This is a genomic window from Seramator thermalis (assembly GCF_004138125.1).
Lineage (GTDB): Bacteria > Bacteroidota > Bacteroidia > Bacteroidales > Dysgonomonadaceae > Seramator > Seramator thermalis.
On sequence record NZ_RXHS01000011.1, the window covers coordinates 79,706 to 102,008 of the forward strand.

14 protein-coding genes are annotated in these 22,303 nt (G+C 41.3%); 9 read left to right on the forward strand and 5 right to left on the reverse strand.

Annotated features, from left to right (window positions below; all coding sequences use genetic code 11):
* The first annotated feature begins 22 nt into the window (after positions 1-22).
* The 3 genes from EJN84_RS09235 to EJN84_RS09245 all read left to right on the forward strand — a co-directional run bounded on the left by EJN84_RS09235 (position 23) and on the right by EJN84_RS09245 (position 3,359).
* Positions 23-1,060: a sugar kinase gene (locus tag EJN84_RS09235; protein ID WP_129595154.1), complete on the forward strand. Its 1,038-nt coding sequence runs from the start codon at positions 23-25 to the stop codon at positions 1,058-1,060.
* Between the two features lie 142 nt (positions 1,061-1,202).
* Positions 1,203-1,871, forward strand: a complete 669-nt coding sequence (locus EJN84_RS09240) for a bifunctional 4-hydroxy-2-oxoglutarate aldolase/2-dehydro-3-deoxy-phosphogluconate aldolase (RefSeq protein WP_129595155.1) — start codon at positions 1,203-1,205, stop codon at positions 1,869-1,871.
* Positions 1,872-1,901: 30 nt separating this feature from the next.
* Positions 1,902-3,359: an MFS transporter gene (locus EJN84_RS09245; protein WP_394343091.1), complete on the forward strand. Its 1,458-nt coding sequence runs from the start codon at positions 1,902-1,904 to the stop codon at positions 3,357-3,359.
* A 109-nt stretch (positions 3,360-3,468) separates the two neighbouring features.
* On the opposite strand, the gene speA is transcribed toward EJN84_RS09245, so the two are convergent.
* Entirely contained in the window at positions 3,469-5,367 is a 1,899-nt protein-coding gene (gene speA, locus EJN84_RS09250) for a biosynthetic arginine decarboxylase (protein ID WP_101487459.1), read from the reverse strand.
* A 211-nt stretch (positions 5,368-5,578) separates the two neighbouring features.
* Between speA and EJN84_RS09255 the strand changes: the two genes are divergently transcribed.
* Positions 5,579-6,052 carry a hypothetical protein gene (locus tag EJN84_RS09255; RefSeq protein ID WP_129595157.1) on the forward strand — a complete coding sequence of 158 codons (474 nt, stop codon included), beginning with the start codon at positions 5,579-5,581 and terminating at the stop codon, positions 6,050-6,052.
* A gap of 330 nt (positions 6,053-6,382) precedes the next feature.
* Positions 6,383-8,926 carry an adenosylcobalamin-dependent ribonucleoside-diphosphate reductase gene (locus tag EJN84_RS09260; protein WP_129595158.1) on the forward strand — a complete coding sequence of 848 codons (2,544 nt, stop codon included), beginning with the start codon at positions 6,383-6,385 and terminating at the stop codon, positions 8,924-8,926.
* A 65-nt stretch (positions 8,927-8,991) separates the two neighbouring features.
* Here EJN84_RS09260 and EJN84_RS09265 read toward each other — a convergent pair whose 3' ends face one another.
* A complete protein-coding gene (locus EJN84_RS09265) occupies positions 8,992-10,440 on the reverse strand; it encodes a tryptophanase (protein WP_101487400.1) in 1,449 nt (482 codons plus the stop codon).
* Positions 10,441-11,093: 653 nt separating this feature from the next.
* Here EJN84_RS09265 and EJN84_RS09270 point away from each other — a divergent pair.
* On the forward strand, positions 11,094-13,226 hold the full coding sequence (locus EJN84_RS09270) for a TonB-dependent receptor (protein WP_165004232.1): 2,133 nt from the start codon (positions 11,094-11,096) through the stop codon (positions 13,224-13,226).
* Between the two features lie 126 nt (positions 13,227-13,352).
* On the opposite strand, the gene EJN84_RS09275 is transcribed toward EJN84_RS09270, so the two are convergent.
* The gene (locus EJN84_RS09275; RefSeq protein WP_129595160.1) at positions 13,353-14,465 is read right to left on the reverse strand and encodes a metallophosphoesterase; all 1,113 of its coding nucleotides are present in this window, start codon (positions 14,463-14,465) and stop codon (positions 13,353-13,355) included.
* Between the two features lie 93 nt (positions 14,466-14,558).
* Between EJN84_RS09275 and dacB the strand changes: the two genes are divergently transcribed.
* Positions 14,559-15,992 carry a D-alanyl-D-alanine carboxypeptidase/D-alanyl-D-alanine endopeptidase gene (gene dacB / locus EJN84_RS09280; RefSeq protein ID WP_129595161.1) on the forward strand — a complete coding sequence of 478 codons (1,434 nt, stop codon included), beginning with the start codon at positions 14,559-14,561 and terminating at the stop codon, positions 15,990-15,992.
* 9 nt (positions 15,993-16,001) lie between these two features.
* Here dacB and EJN84_RS09285 read toward each other — a convergent pair whose 3' ends face one another.
* Together EJN84_RS09285 and EJN84_RS09290 are read right to left on the reverse strand one after the other, a co-directional pair.
* On the reverse strand, positions 16,002-16,574 hold the full coding sequence (locus EJN84_RS09285; RefSeq protein WP_129595162.1) for an FKBP-type peptidyl-prolyl cis-trans isomerase: 573 nt from the start codon (positions 16,572-16,574) through the stop codon (positions 16,002-16,004).
* Positions 16,575-16,580: 6 nt separating this feature from the next.
* Positions 16,581-18,125, reverse strand: a complete 1,545-nt coding sequence (locus EJN84_RS09290) for a glycine--tRNA ligase (RefSeq protein WP_129595163.1) — start codon at positions 18,123-18,125, stop codon at positions 16,581-16,583.
* Between the two features lie 214 nt (positions 18,126-18,339).
* On the opposite strand from EJN84_RS09290, the gene EJN84_RS09295 reads away from it, so the two are divergent.
* Both EJN84_RS09295 and EJN84_RS09300 read left to right on the forward strand, forming a co-directional pair.
* On the forward strand, positions 18,340-19,857 hold the full coding sequence (locus EJN84_RS09295; RefSeq protein ID WP_129595164.1) for a lipopolysaccharide biosynthesis protein: 1,518 nt from the start codon (positions 18,340-18,342) through the stop codon (positions 19,855-19,857).
* A 25-nt stretch (positions 19,858-19,882) separates the two neighbouring features.
* A complete protein-coding gene (locus EJN84_RS09300; protein WP_129595165.1) occupies positions 19,883-22,009 on the forward strand; it encodes a S46 family peptidase in 2,127 nt (708 codons plus the stop codon).
* The last annotated feature ends 294 nt before the right edge of the window (positions 22,010-22,303 follow it).

A 22,303-nucleotide genomic window follows, 5' to 3' on the forward strand; every position in this document is an offset into this window, starting at 1 on the left:
ACAAAACAAAAACTGTGGCTTTATGAAAAAAGTGGTAACATTTGGCGAAATTATGCTCAGGTTGGCTACACCCGGATATCTGAGATTTTTGCAAACCGACACATTAAATGCCACCTTTGGCGGTGGTGAAGCCAACGTAGCCGTATCGCTTGCCAATTACGGTATCCCTGTTGAATTTGTGACACGTCTGCCTGAAAACGAGATAGCCGATTGGTGTTTGGCCGATTTGCGAAAATACAATGTTGGCACTTCTTATGTATTACGTGGGGGGAACAGGGTTGGCATATATTTTCTGGAAACCGGTGCTGTAGCTCGTCCTTCAAAAGTTGTTTACGATCGGGCACATTCGTCCATTGCTGAAGTGCAGAAAGGAATGTTTGACTGGAAAGAAATTCTGAAGGAAGCCCGGTGGTTTCACTGGACCGGAATCACCCCGGCTCTTTCGCAAGGAGCGGCCGATGTATGTCTCGAGGCAATTGAAACGGCGAACGAAATGGGAGTAACGGTTTCGTGCGATTTGAATTACCGAAAAAATCTTTGGAAATATGGGAAGAAAGCATCTGAAATCATGCCGCAACTGGTAGCCGGATGTGATCTGATTCTCGGAAATGAGGAAGATGCCGAGAAAGTTTTCGGTATCAAGCCTGAAGGATTCGAGGTGGAAAAGACGGGTGGAGAGATCAATGCAGCACAATTTGAATCGGTTTGCAGGCAATTGATGAAAAAATTTCCCCGAGCTCGAAAAATAATCATTACCTTGCGGGGTTCCATTAATGCTAATCACAACACGTGGGGAGGATGTCTCTTCTCCGACAAACTTTATCAATCACGTCGATACGATATTACTCACATTGTCGATCGCGTTGGTGGGGGTGATTCTTTTATGGGAGGATTGATTTATGGTTTGATTGCTTATCCAAATGACGATCAAAAAGCTCTCGACTTTGCAGTTGCCGCATCGAGCCTGAAACATACCATATATGGCGACTTTAATATGGTTTCGGTGAAAGAAGTTGAAAATCTGATGAAAGGAGACGGATCAGGTCGTGTAGTGAGATGATTGAGGTTCTGCATATTTTGTTTTATGTATTATAAATTGAGTACACATCACGTTTTCAACCGTCGTAATAAATCTATTGTATCGATTTTAGTTAAATCCGATAACAGAAATATTTCAACAATACTAAAATAAAACTATTATCATGTCCCGTTTTTCGAGATTAGAGGTATATAATGCCATGATAGAAACAGGTGTTGTGCCTGTGTTTTATCATGCCAATGTGGAAACTGCCAAACAAGTGGTGAAAGCGTGTTATGAAGGAGGCATAAGAGTGTTCGAATTCACCAATCGAGGCGATTTTGCCCAGGATGTTTTTTCGGAGCTGAATCGATGGGCAGAAAAAGAGTGTCCCGAAATGATTTTAGGGGTCGGATCAATTGTTGATGCGCCTACGGCTGCACTTTACATCCAGTTGGGGACAAATTTTGTGGTTGGTCCGCTTCTTAATCCCGATATTTTTAAAGTATGTAATCGACGACAGATAGCGTATTCGCCCGGATGTGCTACAACTACCGAAATAGGATGGGCACAAGAGTTAGGAGCAGAAATAGTAAAAGTTTTTCCGGGAGGAAATGTAGGTGGCCCATCGTTTGTCAAAAACATAGTGGGGCCGATGCCTTGGTCTAAAATTATGGTAACCGGAGGTGTAGAACCGACTGAGGATAATCTATCCGCTTGGTTCGAGGCCGGCGTTGCGTGTGTGGGAATGGGATCTAATCTCTTTCCTAAAGAGGCGATCAAAAACGAAGACTGGTACAAAATTACAGAATTAAGCAAATTATCGCTTTCTATTGCGAAAAAATATAAATAAATTGAATATAAAACTGTTACACTTTTATCCATGAATGATTTAAAACAAGAAAAACAAAAAATGACCAACTACCGTTGGGTGATCACAACGATGTTATTTTTTGCCACTACCATTAATTATATGGATCGGCAAGTATTGTCACTCACGTGGAAGGATTTTATCGCTCCCGAATTTCATTGGACAAACAATGATTATGGTACCATCACCGGCCTTTTTTCGATATTTTATGCCATATCTATGCTTTTTGCAGGTAAATTGGTGGATTGGCTTGATACAAAAAAAGGATTTCTGTGGTCTATCGGCATTTGGTCGTTCGGAGCTGTGCTTCACGCTTTTTGCGGAATTGCTACTGCCGGATTTCTTACAGGTCAATGGACCGGGAGTTTCTCCGAAGCGAAAAACATTATCGCCACTGTGGGCGATGTGGGAGCAATCGTTTCATTCAGCGTCACACTGTTTATCTTTGCGCGTTTGGTTCTGGCAATTGGCGAAGCAGGAAATTTCCCTGCATCAATAAAAGCCATTGCCGAATATTTTCCAAAAAAGGAAAGAGCGTTTGCAACAACCGTTTTCAATTCGGGAGCACAGATTGGAGCCCTGCTTGCACCCTTAACGGTTCCCTTTATAGCCAAAGCATTCGGATGGGAAATGTCGTTTATTATCATCGGTGGAGTGGGGTTTATTTGGATGGGTTTTTGGGTTTTTTTATACCATAAACCCGAAAAAAATCCGAAGGTTAATGCCTCCGAATTGGCTTATATTATTCAGGATGATGCTGCTGAACATAAAGTAGTTGAAAATAATGAAGAATCGGGTAAAAAAGTTTCCTACAAAAAGGCATTTCGTCACAAACAGACTTGGGCTTTTGCTTTTGGCAAATTTATGACCGACGGTGTGTGGTGGTTTTTGTTATTCTGGCTTCCGGCTTATTTGAGTTCTGTTTACAATCTCGATTCAACACAGAGCGCTGTACATATTTTTGTGGTTTATGCCATTTCGATGTTTGCGATTGTAGCAGGCGGATTTTTGCCCGCATATTTTATGGAAAAAAAGAAAATGGATCCTTACGGAGGTCGTATGCGGGCGATGCTCATTTTCGCCTTTTGTCCGTTGGTGATTTTACTTGCTCAGCCATTGGGCCATATTTCTGTGTGGGTCCCGGTAATTCTTATCGGTATAGCTGCCACGGCACACCAATCGTGGTCGGCCAACATTTTTTCTACCGTGAGCGATATGTTCCCAAAATATGCTGTGGCCACCATTACGGGTATTGGTGGAATGGCTGGCGGATTAGGTTCTTTTCTTATCAACAAAGGATCAGGTGTGCTGTTTGATTATTCGATCGCCTCGAATATGCGTTTTCTCGGATTTGAGGGGATTAATGCAGGATATTTCATTATTTTCTGCATTTGTGCCGTAGCTTATCTTATTGGATGGATAGTGATGAAGGCACTCGTTCCAAAATACGAATTGATTACAGAGATGTAAGAATACTTCGATCTTATACAATTCATGTAAAAAAATGAAAGCGTTCCGAACGGTAAAAAAATAGTTCGGAACGCTTTTGGATATACTGAGAGGGATCGATCGGAAATACTTATTCGAGATAGGTGTATCCGTATAGTCCCGACCTGTAGTTTGATAAAAATTCCTTTCCTTCTTCTACCGATATTTTCCCCTGTTTGACAGAACTCATCACCCAGGTTTCCACCGTACGTACGAGTTTCTTGGCATTGTATTGAGCATATTCGAGCACATCGGCTACGGTTTCACCATCAATTATCTGATCGATTTTGTAACCGTTGTCGTCAGTTGAAACATGCACCACATTTGTATCGCCAAAGAGGTTGTGTAAATCGCCCAAAATTTCCTGATACGCGCCTACCAAAAATACACCGATATAATAAGGTTCATCCTTTTTGAGCGAATGCACCGGAAGAAACGAAGAATGGAATCCATCTTGTGAAGCAAAATTCGAAATTTTCCCATCGGAATCGCACGTAATATCCTGCAGGGTGGCAATACGTTCCGGTTTCTCATCTAAGCGGTGGATGGGGATTATCGGGAATACTTGATCGATAGCCCAAGAATCGGGGAGGGACTGGAAGAGCGAAAAATTACAAAAATATTTATCCGGCAAGAGGCTTGTCAATTCGCGTAATTCTTCGGGTGCATGTTTAGCTCGATTGGTCATGGAATGAATTTCGCGTGCGATGGAAAAATACAGTTCTTCCACTTGAGCTCTGGTTTTTAGGTCGAGAAGTCCTAAACTAAACAAATCCAAAGATTCTTCCCTGATTTGCTGCGCATCATGCCATGCCTCGAGCATACGTGCTTGTGTAAGATTGTCCCAAATAGAATAAAGTTCTTTTACCAGTTCATGATCGTCTTGCTGTACGGTTTTTTCTTCGTTCCACTCGGGCAGGGTAGCTGTCTCCAACACTTCGAAAACAAGTACCGAATGATGCGCAGTAAGCGCGCGTCCCGATTCGGTAATGATATTGGGATGAGGAATATTGTTTTTGTTGGCAGCATCCACAAACGAAAAAACGGAGTCATTGACATATTCTTGAATAGAATAGTTCGTACTGTTTTCGGTATAAGACGAACGCGTTCCGTCGTAATCTACCCCTAATCCGCCTCCCACATCCACGAATTCGATGTTGAATCCTATTTCGTGCATTTGCACATAGAACTGTGCTGCTTCGCGAAGTGCAGTTTTTATGCGACGAATTTTAGTAATCTGACTCCCGATATGAAAATGTATCAATCGTACACAGTCTTCCATTCCCTGATTGCGTAATATATCGATGGCACGAAGAAGTTCGCTCGAATTTAATCCAAATTTGCTGCCGTCTCCACCCGATTCTTCCCATTTTCCACTTCCGGAACTTGCAAGTTTAATGCGTATGCCGATATTCGGCTTGACTTTTAATCGTTTTGCCAGTTCGATAGTAAGGTCGAGTTCGTTGAGTTTTTCAACTACGATAAACACTTGTTTCCCCATCTTCTGTGCAAGCAGAGCCAGCTCGATGTAGCTTTCGTCTTTATAGCCATTGCAAATGATGAGCGAATCGGTGTCGGTATTAATGGCCAATACGGCGTGAAGCTCTGGCTTAGATCCGGCTTCCAGCCCAATATGGAAGCGCTTTCCGTACGTTACGATTTCTTCTACTACTTGCCGCATCTGATTTACTTTGATGGGATAGATCAGATAATTTTGCGCCTGATAATCGTATTCTTTGGCAGCGGTTTTAAAGCTGTTGGAAATTTTTTCGATCCGGTTATCCAAAATTTCCGGAAAACGAAGAAGTACGGGCGATGAAACATCGCGCAGATAGAGTTCTCTCATCAAATCGTTCAAATCAACGCTGTGGTTGTCTTTTTTGCGCGGTGTAACCTGTACATGTCCTTTATCATTTATTGAAAAGTAGCCGTTACCCCAACCATTGATGTTGTATAATTCTTCCGAATCTTCGATACGCCATTTTCTCATTACGGCAAGTTAGTTTTAATGTGATAGAAAGAGTAATTCATTTGATGGTACAAAATTACATAATTATTTTGTTTTCTTGTTCGATTAAGTTCACATTTGCGTCATGGTCCTCTTCGCGTTCAACATGATTGATTTTTCCATGCGATCTCGCGCAACGTTTTGACCTAAATATCATCTTAAAAAAACATACCTTTATAATGACATATCCAAAATGAGTAAGTTAAAGATAACAACAATTGCCGCAGTTTTACTATGGGTGGCGTCGTGTGCGAAAGACGATAAGATTTTGCTAACCGATAGCAATTATCTTATTTTCGGACGTTATTACGGAATGTGTGTCGGCGACAATTGCATACTGACCTACAAGCTTACCGGCGAAAAGTTATACGAAGATACACGACACAATTATCTGGCACAAAATTTTAATTTCATCGAACTTGGAGAAGACAAATTCGAGTTGGTGAAAGATTTGACGCAATATTTTCCCGCTGAACTGTTGAGCTCAAAGGATAGCATTTTCGGATGTCCCGATTGCGGCGATCAGGGAGGGTTGCTTATAAAGTATGTGGAAAACGGAAAGGAGAAAACATGGAGGATAGATCAGTCGAAAAGTGCTATTCCCATCTATTTGCATAATTTTATCGACAAACTTAACGAAAAAATCACCCTCATCAACGATAAATAATTCTTCTCTCTTGTATCGCCTCTTTCAAAACGAGAGGCAATTTTTTTGTAGCGCATGTATGAATTAAAAGTCTAAAGATCAATTATAAAATACTATTTTGGAAAACAATTTTACACCGATATATTTATAAATACATATATATCTGGATATTGACTTTATAATTGGAAAACTTATCAACAATTTTGAAAATAGTTGTTGGAAAATTTGGTAAACTTAAATCGAATAATTAAAATTGCATGATCAAAAAAAATTACGTTTTGTTTGTCGCGTAATTCTATAGATAAGTTCTAAATTCAATTTATCAATGCAAAATTATAAAACATTTCGGTGATGAATAAGAAAACCTATACGTTCGACGAGGCGTACAACAAATCGTTGGAATATTTTAAGGGGGATGAACTGGCGGCCAAAGTTTGGGTCAGCAAATACGCCCTGAAGGACAGTGACGGCAATATTTACGAACAATCGCCCGAAGACATGCACTGGCGTTTGGCTCGAGAAATTGCGCGGATTGAAAAGAAATACAAAAATCCGCTGAGCGAAAAGGAACTTTTCGATTTGTTCGATCGGTTCAGATACATCATTCCGCAAGGAAGTCCCATGACCGGAATAGGAAACGATTATCAGATTGCATCACTCTCCAATTGTTTTGTGATTGGTTTGGATGGTAATGCTGACTCTTATGGGGCCATTATTCGAATCGACGAAGAGCAAGTGCAGCTGATGAAACGTCGCGGAGGTGTAGGGCACGACTTGTCGCATATCAGGCCTAAAGGATCACCCGTGAAAAATTCGGCCCTGACTTCCACCGGATTAGTACCTTTCATGGAACGATATTCCAATTCCACACGTGAAGTGGCTCAGGACGGACGTCGCGGTGCGCTGATGCTCACCGTTTCGATCAAACATCCCGATTCGGAGGACTTTATCGATGCCAAATTGGAGCAGGGGAAAGTTACGGGAGCCAATATCTCGGTAAAAATTGACGATGAATTTATGCGAGCCGCTGCCGAAGGATTGGAATATGAACAAAAATATCCGATCGATTCGGACAAACCAATGTACTCAAAAACGATCGATGCTAAAAGACTATGGGATAAGATTGTTCACAATGCGTGGCGTTCGGCCGAGCCCGGTGTTCTTTTTTGGGATACTATCCTTCGCGAATCAGTACCCGACTGTTATGCCGATTTGGGATTTAAGACTGTTTCTACAAACCCCTGCGGCGAAATTCCGTTGTGTCCTTACGACAGTTGTCGTCTGCTCGCCATCAATCTTTACTCTTATGTGGTGAATCCGTTCAAAAAAGATGCTTATTTCGATTTCGAACTGTTTTCCAAACATGTGCAACTTGCGCAACGTATCATGGACGACATCATTGATCTGGAATCCGAAAAAATCGATTTGATTTTGCAAAAAATCGATGGCGATCCCGAATCGGAGGAAATCAAAGGAACTGAACGGCATCTGTGGGAAAAAATCCGAAAAAAAACGCTTCAGGGACGTCGAACCGGAGTGGGTATTACTGCCGAAGGCGATATGTTTGCCGCACTTGGATTACGATACGGAACAGAAAGTGCAACAGACTTCTCGGAAAATGTGCATAAAACAATTGCCTTGAATGCCTATAAATCGTCGGTGATTATGGCTAAAGAACGTGGAGCGTTCGAAATTTACGATACGGAACGCGAAAAAAACAATCCGTTTGTTCTTCGTTTGAAGGAAGCCGATCCAAAACTCTATGACGATATGGCAAAATATGGACGTCGCAACATTGCCTGTCTCACTGTAGCACCTACGGGCACAACCAGTCTGATGTCGCAAACTACTTCGGGAATAGAACCTGTTTTTCTGCCCGTTTATAAACGCCGCCGCAAAGTGAATCCGAGTGATGTGGATTCGCACATAGATTTTGTGGACGAAAATGGCGATTCGTGGGAAGAATATGTAGTTTTTCATCACAAATTCGTAACCTGGATGGAAGCAAACGGATATCCTACAACGAAAATTTATTCGACAGAAGAACTTGACGAATTGGTTGCCAAATCACCCTACTACAAGGCAACGTCTAACGATGTGGATTGGCTTCAAAAAGTTCGCATGCAGGGACGCATCCAAAAATGGGTCGATCACTCCATCAGCGTTACCATCAATCTTCCGAGTGATGTGAGCGAAGAGCTCGTGGGCGAATTGTATATGGAAGCCTGGAAAAGTGGTTGCAAAGGGTGCACGGTTTATCGCGACGGATCGCGTGCCGGCGTTTTGATTTCGAATGACGAAAAAGACGATAAAAAGAAGGATGACGATTGTTACGAACTACCGCAAATTGTCACTTCACGACCTACGGAGCTGGAAGCGGATGTCATCAAATTTCAGAACAATAAAGAAAAATGGATTGCCTTCATCGGACTGCTCAACGGACGACCTTACGAAATTTTTACCGGTATCAATGACGAAGACGACGGCATCATGATTCCAAAAAATGTAACTTCAGGAAAAATCATCAAGGCCTACGATCGCGACGGTCGTAAACATTATGATTTTCAGTTTCAAAACCGTCGCGGGTACAAAGTAACTATCGAAGGACTGGACAGTAAATTTAATCCCGAGTACTGGAATTATGCCAAGCTGATTTCTGGCGTATTGCGTTACGGAATGCCTATCGACCAGGTTATCAAATTGGTTTCGGGCCTCGATTTGGACAGCGAAACCATCAATACTTGGAAAAATGGGGTGGAACGTGCCCTGAAAAAATATTTGCCAAACGAAACCGAAGCTAAGGGTCAAAAATGTCCGGTTTGTGGCCACGAAACGCTCGTTTACCAGGAAGGATGTTTGAAATGTCGCAATTGTGGCGCATCCAAATGCGGATAACACGGCATTAAAATTGAATACAATATGTAAAACTAACAGGTTTCGAAAAACCTGTTAGTTTTTTCTTACAAACTTTCGCCAAAATCTTCTTTAAATTTCGTCATTAGCCGCTGTGGCCAATCGCTGACAGGTTCAAGCCCACCCATGAAGAAACGCAAAACCGGCGGTTCATACACAAATCGGAGGCCACCAATCAGTTCACGATTATCGTAAAGCCAATTCACACGGTCTTCGACGTATTTAATTTGCGAGAGCGTGAATACGCGTCGCGGAATAGCCAAACGCAACAATTCCATATCGGCATAAGTTTCGTTGCCATATTCGTCGCGCTGGTTGGAAATCGAACCTCGCTCCATTCCACGAATACCCGAGATCAAAAACAAAGCAGCCGCAAGCGATCCTGCAGGATACTGCCTTTGTGGAATATGGGCACATATCTGCATGGCATCCAGATGCACACCAAGCACTCCTGCAGGTTTTATAACAGGAATATCTTTAGAATCGAGCGCATTAACCAGATATTTAATATAATTGGGACTTTGGCAAATAATTGTTTCGTCCAATGTCTCATATAGCCCAACAGCCATTGCTTCCATCTCCCGAACCGACATTCCTCCGTAAGTGAGGAACCCTTCGAAAAGTGGCACCAACGCCTCCAATTCATGATAAATTTCATCACTGTCCGTACAAATTCCACCTCCACGCGACGAACTGAGTTTGCGTGCCGAAAAATATACCAAATCGGCTAATCCTGTCATCGTTTTCAGAATCTCGCCCAACGAAGCATCTTTAAATTCTTCCTCGCGCTGTTTGACTAAATAAGCATTTTCGCCAATCAGGCTGGCATCGAGCACGAGTCGAATTTTATATTTGTCGGCAATCGCCCTCACATCTCGTAAATTTTGAACCGAGAAAGGTTGTCCACCAATCAGGTTGGTAGAGGCTTCCATGCGGATAAACGGAATGTTTTTGGCTCCGTGTATCTGAATAATTTCCTCTAATTTCTCGAGATTCATATTTCCTTTGAAAGGGTGTGAAGAATCTACAACATAGGCTTCGTCGTAAAGCAATTCGGCGATTTTTCCGCCATATTGGGTTATGTGCGCCATGGCGGTGGTAAAATGGTAATTCATCGGAATGATGCTCCCATTCTTCACATAAGCGTTCGAAATAATGTTTTCGGCTGCACGTCCCTGATGAACGGGCAGATAATATTGTTTGCCTAGAACGTCCTGAACAGCTTTCAGCAGACGGTAGAAACTTTGTGAACCGGCATATGCATCATCGGCCTGCATCATGGCTGCAACCTGGTTGTCGCTCATGGCATTTGTACCACTATCGGTAAGCATGTCCAGAAAAACGTCGTTGGTATTTAGTCTGAAAGTGTTGTACCCTCCTTCCTGCAATGCTTCCAAACGTCTTTCGATAGGTACCAAATGTAATTTTTGTACAACTCTCACTTTGTGCAATTCGAGTGGGATGTTTTCACCCTTGTAAAATTTGATTTCCTGCATGATAAAAATTTGGTTTTTTGAAGTAAATAATGTAGTTTGATGTTTTGTTTTAATGGAAAAATGGTAATCAAAATTATAAAATTGTAATAATATATGATATCGTGGTCGCAAAGATATGACAAATTAATAATTTATGAAATATTGCATAGCGGAATATTTATCTCGTTTGATAAATGTATTTTCTTCTTAAATAAAATTAATGTTTTATCAAGAAGCTATTCGTTTCATTCATTTTTATCTATCAGGCAGCTTCGAATGTTCAATTTTTTTTTAAGTTTGTATCCGAATAATCTTTGTGCCCATTTTCGAATAGGTTATCCAATTCATCCGTTACTTAACAAGGGATTTGAAAATGGAATCGTTAATAGGATTGTTTATTTAGTCAAAAATCGATAAGACATCCAAATCAAAAGACCTCATAAAAAATCACCAAATTTTTTATGGCCTTGTTCGATTTCTCAATCAATATTTGAGCGTCTTTATTAATTGAAGCTGTTTTTATGAATTATTTTTTAACAAGTTAAATTATGAAACGATTTTCTATATTTTTTTTATTGCTATTTCCGATGATTTTATGTGCGGAAGGAGAAGAGAGGGATACTCTAAAAATTATTTACCTCGACGAAGTGAGAGTTTATTCTCACAAAGAAACTATGTCGCAGCAAATACCTATTTCATCCACAGTTCTGACTCCCAATACAATTCATGCTGCCCAAATGAACTCAATCCGAGATCTAAGTGTTTTTGTTCCAAATTTTTTTATTCCGGATTATGGGTCGGCTATGTCGAGTGTTCCTTATATTCGCGGTGTAGGCTCTCGCAGTTCGGGTCAATCGATGGCTTTGTATGTGGACCATGTTCCTTATTTTGAAAAATCAACTTTTGATTTTGATTTTTACGATATTCGGCAAATCGAAATTTTGCGCGGGCCGCAGGGAACACTTTATGGTCGCAACGCACTGGGAGGCATCGTTAATATGTACACACTCTCGCCGTTTGAATATCAGGGAACCAGACTTTCTGCTACAGGAGGAAGTTATGGATTGGCAAAAATTCGTGCTGCTCATTATGATATGATTAACGAAAAAATAGGCTGGTCGGTGAGCGGATATTACAATCATACGAATGGATTCTTTACGAACCAATATAATCATCGAAGTGCAGACGATAAATCGTCGGCAGGAGGAAGAGTCAGGATAGAATGGTTGATTCGCCCAAATCTTCATGCACAATACATTTTTAATTACGATTACGTCGATCAATCAGCTTTTCCTTACGGCCTGTACGACCCCTCAACGGGAAAGACCCTGCAACCCGATTATAATGACGAAAATCGTTATTCGCGTTCCATTGCAAATAATAGTCTGCTGCTTGATTACTTAACCGATAAAATTCAGCTGACTTCATCTTCTTCTTATCAATATTTTTCCGATGATATGAAAATGGATCAGGATTTTTCGCCACAATCTTATTTTTCGCTTGCCCAACGTCAGAATCAACATGCTTTCAACGAAGAAATTGTGATAAGATCAAAAACGTCCGGCAATTATCAATGGAGTTTCGGATTAACTTCTTTCATTCAGAAGCTCTATACGGATGCACCTGTTGCTTTCAAGGAGGACGGACTGAAAAATATTCTTCAGCCGGTATTCGATCAAATAGCTCAGAATCCGAATGCTCCAACCATGATTATTACCAATGATGTCATGGATATTCCCGGCAGTTATAATACGAAAACCTGGGGTGGTGCCCTTTTTCATCAGTCAACATTCAACCATCTCTTTGTCGAAGGTCTTTCCATTACGGCAGGACTGCGCGCTGATTTCGAGAGAACCGATTTAGACTATTTTACCCATACACATTTGGATCTGGATATGGTGCGGGGACCGATGAGAATTCCCATTTCTATTGCCGATACCTTGAAAGGAAAAACTTCACTTGAATTTTCGGAGATCCTTCCAAAAATTGCGCTCAAATATGCGTGGAATGATCGACAATTTGTATATGCTACTGTTTCTAAAGGATATAAAGCAGGGGGATACAATATTCAAATGTTTTCCGATTTGATGCAAACCCAATTGATGAATCAAACTCCATCCGCCCCTGAAGTCAATGTCTCAAACGTTATAGCTTATCAACCCGAGCACAGCGTGAATTATGAGATTGGCTATCAGGCGTCTTTCTTGGACAATCGATTGAGAACCCAACTTTCTCTTTTTTATATGGATATTTCGGATATGCAGCTCACCAAATTTGTACCGAGTGGCAACGGCCGGATGATTACCAACGCCGGAGAGGTTACGAGTAAAGGTGCCGAACTTTCGTTGCAGGCCTATTTAGGAAAAGGGTTTGGGTTGGATATCAACTATGGATATGCGCATGCATCCTTTGCCGATTACACCGATTCTGTAAAAATTGGCAATGCCGTTCAAGAAGTTGATTATAAAGGTAAATTTGTACCTTATGCTCCACAGAATACGGTGGGCGTAAACGGAAATTACATTCATTCTTTTCATCATGCGTTTATCGACCACATTAGGGCAGACGTTCAATATTTGGGAACAGGAAAGATTTATTGGGACGAAGCCAATTCTCTCTTTCAGAATTTTTACCATACGTTGAATGCTAAAATCGGGATTGCCAGAAATAATGTGGGACTCGAGATTTGGGGCAAAAACTTGCTGAACACATATTATCATACTTTTTACTTTGAATCGTTTGGTAATCAATTTTTTCAAAAGGGAAAGCCTTTTCAATGGGGTGTATCGTTGAACGTATCTTTATGAAGGTCCCTAAGAATTTAGCAGGGAAATTATACAGATAGTTTATGAAGAAAAAGACAGGAGGTAAATTAAGCCATTCCTGTTTTTTCCTTTTGCACGGTTAAAATTTAGATGTATAAACTTTGAAAGTCAATAACGAAACCGAATTACCATCAGCTCCGATTGTGTGCCGATGCGATAGAGCGGTCCCCAAATTCCCAAACCGGATGATACATAATAATGGGTGTTTCCCTTGATTTTATATCCGTGGCTCAGTTCGAACATTGCAGCAGCGATGAGGTTACCCGGATATACTTGTCCGTCATGCGTGTGCCCCGAGAGTTGCAAATCGATGTTGTTCTCTTCGGCGTCCCGTAGATGATTGGGCTGGTGATCAAGCAAAATTGAAGGTTTTGAACTATCTGTGGACTGCATCAACTGCCGAAGCGCTTTGCGATGTTGATTGAATGCATCGTCGCGTCCAACGAGATATACTTCGTCGTTAATCAGCACGGAAGTGTCGCGGAGGATGACTATTCCCGATTTTCGATAAAAATCGAATAAATCATCACCTGCTCCTGCAAAATATTCATGGTTGCCAAGTACGCCATATACGCCGAGAGGCGCCGATATTTGTCGTAATTGCTGATCCAAATTCTGTTGGACAACAACGGGTACCGAATGGTCAATCAAATCGCCGACAAACAACACCAAATCGGGTTTTTCGGCATTGATCATATTTACGTATTTTTTTGCGGCTTTTTCGCCGAGTGAAATTCCGAGATGAACATCGCTCAACGCAACAATTTTTAGTTCTTTGCCTTGTTTCGATTTCGTTGATTCAATATCAAGATAAACTTTTGTCGGGTGATTGAAACGATAATTGCCCACAATCATGATCGATGTAACGGCAATTATGCCGATTACGCCAACTCGAAAGCGAAATTTTTGTGGATTTTGTAAGAATGGATGCCGCTTATTGATAGCTCTTACGATATCGGTTATCACAACAAACGGAAAATAATAGAGCATAAAGATGAGGAAACTGAATGACGCGAAACGAATCGGTTTGGCAATAGCAATCGGCAGATGATTATCGGGGATTGTTCCGAGAATCACGGATAAAATTAGCAGGATGATAACCGTGCGAAAAACCATTTTCGATTTTGCCGAACGAAAAAAAGTTTGCTCGCTGCGGACGACCACATACGTTCCCCACGCAATCAAGATGGCAAAAATGATGAATGAAATAATGATTCTCATGTCATAAAAAACAAACAAACTGCATCCATGTTCAAATAGTATGCAAATATCGCTTTTTTTCTTACTTTTGTTTCGATCTCAAAAAGATGCTTTATGAAAAGAATACAGCTTGCAATATTATCTGTTTTTGTCGTCATCTCTTCATTTTCACAAACACCAATTTCCCAATTGATAGATCATCCGGCTCTTAAACATGCGAGTGTGGGCGTTTGTGTGAAAGATTTGGAGACAGGAGGAGTTATTGTTTCACACAACGGCGACAAATCGTTGACGCCGGCTTCGGTTATGAAACTTGTAACCACTGCTACCGCCCTCGAAATATTTGGTGCCGACTATCGTTATACCACACTTTTGGCGCTCGATGCCACCAATCCGAATCGAATTTTGGTTATCGGGTCGGGAGATCCAACGCTCGGAAGTGATGTTTTCGGAGGAAACCCCTATGAACTTTTGTCGGGTTGGACAAAAAAAATTCTCGAAAAGAATGACAAAGAGAAAGTTTGGCAAATTTATGTTGCCGACGAATTGTTCGGGTATGATGGGATTTCACCCGAATGGACGTGGATTGATATGGGAAACTATTATGCATCGGGGACTTATGGAATCAGCATATTCGATAATTCTTATAAGATCTTTTTCGATACTACCGATCCTAATTCTTGTCCGAAAATTATTCGAACCGACCCTGAAATGAAATCGATCCGTTTTACCAATTTCTTGAAAACGAATACTTCAGGAAGAGATAATGGCTATATTTATGGGATTCCTTTTTCGAACGATCGAATACTTCGTGGCGATATTCCGGCAGGAAGACGCAGTTTCAGCATCAAGGGAGATATTCCCGATCCCGGTCTGCTGCTGGGCGAACAGTTGGCCGATCGTTTTCGCAGGCAAGGCATCCATGTGGATTTGGTACAAACTGCCAGAATCGATTACATATCCCGATACTGTACAAGAGAATCGATGCCTTATCGTATTGGAGAGATACTCGATCAGCGTCAATCGCGAATGTTGAGCGATATTATTCGCGAAACCAATGAGAACAGCAACAATCATTTTGCCGAACATCTTTTGCGTGCAATCGGGAGAAAAAGTAATCCGAATATTTATAGTGACCCGCTCACGGAAGGAATTGATGCTATTGGTAAATTTTGGAAGCAGAAGGGTATAGATACACAATCGCTTATAATGAAAGACGGCTCCGGACTTGCACCGCAAAATGCTGTTAGTCCCGAGTTTTTGTGTGAGGTGCTGCGCTACATGAATAACAAAAGCGAGAATAAATCGGCATTTTTCGATTCATTGCCCAAAGCGGGTTTGGATGGCACGTTGAAGTCGTTTCTGAAAGGGACCAAGCTTGAAGGGAAAATTGCAGCCAAAAGCGGCAGCATAGGAGGTGTGCAATGCTATGCAGGTTATCTGATGGACGGCCGCAAAAAATATGCTTTTGCGGTGATGGTTAATAAGTTTAATGACACCCGAAGCGAAGTTCGAAGTGCCATCGAAAAATTTCTTTTGAGTTTATAATACTTCGTTTTATTCAACAATCGAAACGAGCTCGATTTCAAAAACGAGAGTAGTGTAGGCAGGAATAGTCCCTGAAGCGCTTGATCCGTATCCAAGCTGCCACGGAATCCATACTTCCCATTTGTCCCCAACTTCCATGTGCTGAAGCGCTGTGGAAAAACCGTCGATGATACCTCCGTCGTAAGGGTTTATACTTGTGGCTACCTTAAGCGTTCTTGTAATGTTGACATTGTCGGCAGTCGCAGTTGTGTCGAAAATTTTTTTATTCTTGATCAATTTTCCTTCTTCATCGGTATAGGTATCCGTTTTTGTCCAGTCGATTTTATACCATCCGGTATATTGCACATTTACCTGATCGCTGAAAAGCGGTCTTGCTCCATCTCCGTCCACCAATTCCTTGTACATGATGAATCCGGCTTTCGATTGTGATTCGATTTTTGTATATTCACTGTTGCCGGCAATAGCCGCGAAAGCCGCTTCATTTTCGGTTTTGTGCAGATCGTCAAAAGTAACGGTTTCCTCGCAGGATGGCAGCAAGATAATGCCGACAATGGACAACAATAGAAATAATTTCGATTTCATAATTTTTTAGTGGGACAATTGTTTTAACAAGGTTTTCATGTCGGTTTTTTGAGAAATTTCGTTTTCCACCTCATCGATATGCACACGTTTTTGCTGCATCGAATCGCGTTCGCGAATGGTAACTGTGCCATCTTCGAGCGTTTGATGATCCACTGTAACGCAAAATGGCGTTCCGATGGCATCCTGGCGGCGATAGCGCCTGCCGATACTGTCTTTTTCGTCGTATTGACAGGCGAAACTGAATTTGAGTTGATTCATAATTTCGCGCGCTTTTTCCGACAAGCCATCTTTTTTCACTAATGGAAGCACTGCCAGTTTCACCGGAGCAAGCACTGCCGGTATCTTCAGCACCACGCGTGTTTCGCCATCTTCGAGGGGTTCTTCGCAATACGCTGCCGAAATTACCGAAAGAAACATTCTGTCAACGCCAATCGAAGTTTCGATAACATAGGGTGTATAAGATTTGTTAAGTTCAGGATCGAAATATTGCATCTTTTTACCCGAATATTTTTCGTGTTGACTCAAGTCGAAATCCGTTCGAGAGTGAATTCCTTCTACTTCCTTAAATCCGAAAGGCATTTCAAATTCGATATCGGTAGCCGCATTGGCATAATGAGCCAATTTTTCGTGATCGTGGAAGCGGTATTTTTCTGCTCCAAATCCCAAAGCCTGATGCCATTGCATGCGGAGTTGTTTCCAGTAGTTGAACCATTTCATTTCTTCGCCCGGAGTGATGAAAAACTGCATTTCCATTTGCTCGAATTCGCGCATGCGGAAGATAAATTGGCGGGCAACAATTTCGTTACGAAATGCTTTCCCGATTTGTGCAATTCCGAAAGGAATTTTCATGCGGCCGGTTTTCTGAACATTCAGGAAATTTACGAAAATTCCCTGAGCCGTTTCCGGACGAAGATATACCTTCATCGAGCCTTCGGAAGTAGATCCCATTTCGGTGGAAAACATCAAATTGAACTGACGAACTTCGGTCCAGTTGCGCGTACCACTGATTGGACAAACAATTTCGGCATCGATGATGATTTGTCGAAGCTCTTCGAGATTGGTTTCGTTGAGAGCCTTTGTGAAACGTGCATGAATTTCGTCGCGGTTGCGGGTAATTTCGAGTATGCGGGGATTTGTTTCACGAAACATTTTTTCGTCGAACGAGTTACCGAAACGTTTCGCAGCTTTTTCCACTTCTTTCTCGATTTTTTCGTCGAGTTTGGCTAAATGTTCTTCGATAAGTACATCGGCGCGGTAGCGCTTTTTGCTGTCTTTGTTGTCGATCAGTGGATCGTTGAATGCATCCACGTGCCCCGATGCTTTCCAGATGGTTGGGTGCATGAATATGGCCGAATCTATTCCCACCACATTCTCGTGAAGCAAGGTCATGCTGTGCCACCAATATTTTTTTATGTTGTTTTTGAGCTCCACGCCCATTTGTCCATAGTCGTAAACGGCTCCGAGTCCATCGTAGATTTCACTCGAAGGAAATACAAATCCGTATTCTTTGCAATGCGATACAATTTTCTTAAAAACGTCTTCCTGTGCCATTTTTTTGCGGTTTTCGGCGCGAAAAAAATACGTTTTGTCGCGCTTTTTCTTTATTTTTTAAATCGATTTACAAAGTAAACGGATTTTTTTGAGATTTTGGCTTGTACGAATCATAAAGATAAATAAACTGCCATCATTTTGGCGGCTAAAACGATAAAAATGCTACTTTTGTGAAAACGAATTCAATCTTCTTAGAAAATCGAGATGCTGCACTATGGCGGGTGGAATGAAGACTTTGGCTAAGGAAACCGTTATTTACGGAGGTACTACGATCATTCAGCGTTCACTAAGCTGGTTCCTTGCTCTCTTTTGGACGTACTATCTTCCCTCGCAGGCCGACATGGGAATTGTGAATAATTTCTATGCATGGATAGCATTGTTTCTGGTGATTCTTACCTATGGAATGGAAACAGGCTTTTTCCGTTTTGCCAACAAGCAAGACGAAAATCCCGACAAAGTCTTCTCTACAGCCGTTTCGAGTCTTGGTTTTACTACATTGCTGTTTATTCTTTTTTCGTTCGTTTTTATACGACCGATTTCGCAGGGTTTAAATATTTCGGATAAACCACATTTCATTGCGATGATGATTTTCATCCTTGCTTTTGATGTAATGAGTGCGATTCCTTTTGCTTATCTTCGTTACAAAAACCGACCCATACGTTTTGCATTCATCAAGATTTTAAATATTGTCATTACCATTTTACTGAATGTATTCTTTTTTCTGCTTTGCCCTTTGCTTTCAAAGCGTTTTCCCGAAGCTTTTTCGTGGTTTCGCATCGAGCGTGGGGTAGAATATATTCTGATTGCCAATTTGATTGCCTCTGTTGTTCAAACTGTTTTGGTGTTTGCTCAAGTCAAAATAAAATTTCAGTTCGCCGATTCGCAACTTTTGAAAAGAATGCTCAACTATTCGCTCCCATTACTCATTTTAGGCGTAGCGGGTATTCTTAATCAGAACGCTGCCATTATGCTTTTTCCCGAAATATATCCCGATCCGAGCCCCGATAAACTAGAAGCTTACAAACAGTTGGGAATATACAGCGCATCAATGAAAATCGCAATCATTCTGATCGTCATGACTCAGGCTTTTCGATATGCTTTTGAACCATTTATTTTCGCCAAGAGCAAGGATACTGCCAATAACAAACAGGCCTATGCTGAGGTGATGAAGTATTTTATTATTTTTGGTTTGTTTGTTGTGATTGCGGTGATGGGGTATATGGATATTGTGAAATATCTCATCAAATCAACGTATCATGCCGGATTGGTTGTAGTTCCCATCGTGATGCTCGGTGAACTTTTCTTCGGAATATATTTTAACCTTTCGTTATGGTACAAACTCACAGACAAAACACAGTGGGGGGCCTATATGTCGTTGATAGGACTGGTTATCACGCTTGCAATAAATATAGTGTTTATCCCGACTTACGGATACATGGCCTGTGCATGGGCTTCGTTTGTTGCCAATATGGCAATGATGCTCATCTCGTATTTCATGGGTCAAAAATTTTTCAAGGTTAATTATGATCTGAAGTCTGCCGGTTTTTTCTTTGCGATGTCGCTATTGATGTTGGCCGTTATTTTGTTGGAGTTTGTTTATATCGATCAAATTTGGCTGCGCTTGACCATCAATACTTTTCTTATGATTATTTATGCCTATATTGCATTGAAAAGAGGATTTCCGGTGGATGTTCTGAAACGAATTTCTATCGTTAGAAAGTCGATAAAATAATTTTTTAATATTTAAATAATTGATAATGAAAAAACTATGTTTATTATTTACGGTGTTTCTTTCGTTTTTGGTGGTTAAAGCCGACGAGGGAATGTGGCTGCTTAAAGAATTGAACCGACAAAGCGTTGCTCGAATGCAAGAGCTCGGATTCACGTTTCCAATAGACAAGCTGTATGATGAGAACAATGCTTCGCTGAAAGATGCAGTAGTTATTTTTGGTGGTGGCTGCTCCGGGGTAGCCGTTTCGAAACAGGGGCTGATTTTCACCAATCATCACTGTGGATACGGAGCTATTCAAAAACTCAGTTCGGTAGAACACGATTATCTGAAAAATGGGTTCAAAGCCGACAGATTTCAGGACGAATTGCCTGCCGATGGTCTTACTGTTTCGTTTTTGAGCTCAATGCGTGATGTGACGGACGAAATTCTCTCCAAGATTCCTTCCGTTTTGAGCGAAATACAGCGTGAACTTGCTATCGATTCCATTTCCGAAACTCTTACCCAAGAATTTGAAAACAGTCCGTTCAAGTCGGCACGGATTGTCCCTTTTTATTCGGGAAACAAATACTATATGGTTGTTTATGATGTTTTTCGCGATGTGCGTTTGGTGGTAACTCCGCCGGAATCTGTAGGAAAATTTGGTGGCGAAACCGATAATTGGATGTGGCCACGTCATACGGGAGATTTTTCGGTTTTCCGCGTTTATGCAGACCAAAATAATCAACCGGCAGAATTTGATCCCGCCAATGTCCCTTACAAACCTCGATATGTTGTTCCTGTATCGCTCAATGGTTATCAGAAAGGAAGTTATTCGATGACCATCGGTTATCCCGGCCGAACTCAGCGCTATATGTCGTCGTGGGGAATACAGCAAATGGTAGAATCCGAAAACAAACCCCGTATCGAAGTTCGTGGCGTGAAACAGGAAATCTGGTGGAATGACATGACCAAAAGCGATGAAACACGCATCAAATATGCTTCGAAATATGACGGAAGTTCTAATTATTGGAAAAATGCTATAGGCATGAACGAAGCCATTGATCATCTGAATGTAATTGCCGAGAAAAAAGAACTCGAAAATCGTCTTGCTTCATGGATTGAATCTGATCCTGCCCGCAAAGAAAAGTATGGTAATACGCTTAACACTCTTGAGGAAGCTTATACCAACAGCAACGAAATAGCCAAATATACTACTTATTTTCTGGAAACTTTCCAAAACGGAATCGAAATTATTCGTTTTTCCAACACCATTTTGCAGTTCAATACAAATGGAACAGAGCAGGAAAAACAGGAATTTATCAACGATCGCATTCTTAGAGCCTACAAAGATTACGATCCTCAACTCGATAAAAAGGTGCTTCCCGCGCTTATGAAACTGTATGCCGAGCGAGTTCCGAAAGAGTATCAGCCCGATGTATATGAGACCATCAACAAAAAGTTTAAAGGAAATTATGAAAAATATGCCGAATGGCTTTTCAAAAATTCGAAATTTACAAATTTGGATGATTTACTCACGCTGCTAAAATCGGCGGACACCAAGCGATTGACAAAAGATCCGGCTATGCAGCTTGCCTTGTCGGTAAAAGATATGGGGTATGAGTTATCTTCGCGAATGATGTCGGATTATGAAAAAATTCTTCGTGGCGAGCGTGAATTTATGGCCGCGTTGATGGAAATGAACCCAGACAAGGCTTTTTCACCCGATGCCAATTTCACCCAACGATTGAGTTATGGTTCTATCAAAGGTTATGCACCCCGCGATGCTGTTTGGTACGACTATTTCAGCACTGCGAAAGGAGTAATGGAAAAATACAAGCCCGGCGATCCCGAATTTGATTTGAAACCATTTGTAATTGAGGCGTTAAATAAAGGCGATTTTGGCCAATACGCCGATAAGGATGGGAATATGCGTACATGCTTCCTATCCGATAACGATATTACCGGAGGTAACTCGGGTAGCCCGGTGTTTAACGGTCAGGCCGAATTGATAGGTCTTGCCTTTGATGGCAATTGGGAATCGCTGAGTGGCGACATTCTCTTCGAACCCGAAATGCAACGTACTATCAGTGTCGATATTCGTTACGTACTTTTTATTATCGACAAGGTGATGAATGCTCCTCACATTGTTCAAGAGCTTACAATAGTACAATAGTTCCTGTTGAAAAACCTATTTTAAATCGAAAAGAGACTGTCAGATTCCATTGACAGTCTCTTTTCAATTAATTTTGATTGACACCGCTTTTTATAGTTGCAAACTCGGACGAAAAAAGCTGCCTTGTTTGGTTGTAGCAGCTTTTTTTTGATAAATGACTATTTAATGTAAGCACCCGATAAATTCCCCGTTTTAGTATTCATCATAATTTTTGATCTTTGCCGGCAAACATAACAATATATGACGCCGATAAGCAAAGAAGAATTTATGGTGATACTGGAACGCCGGCAGAAC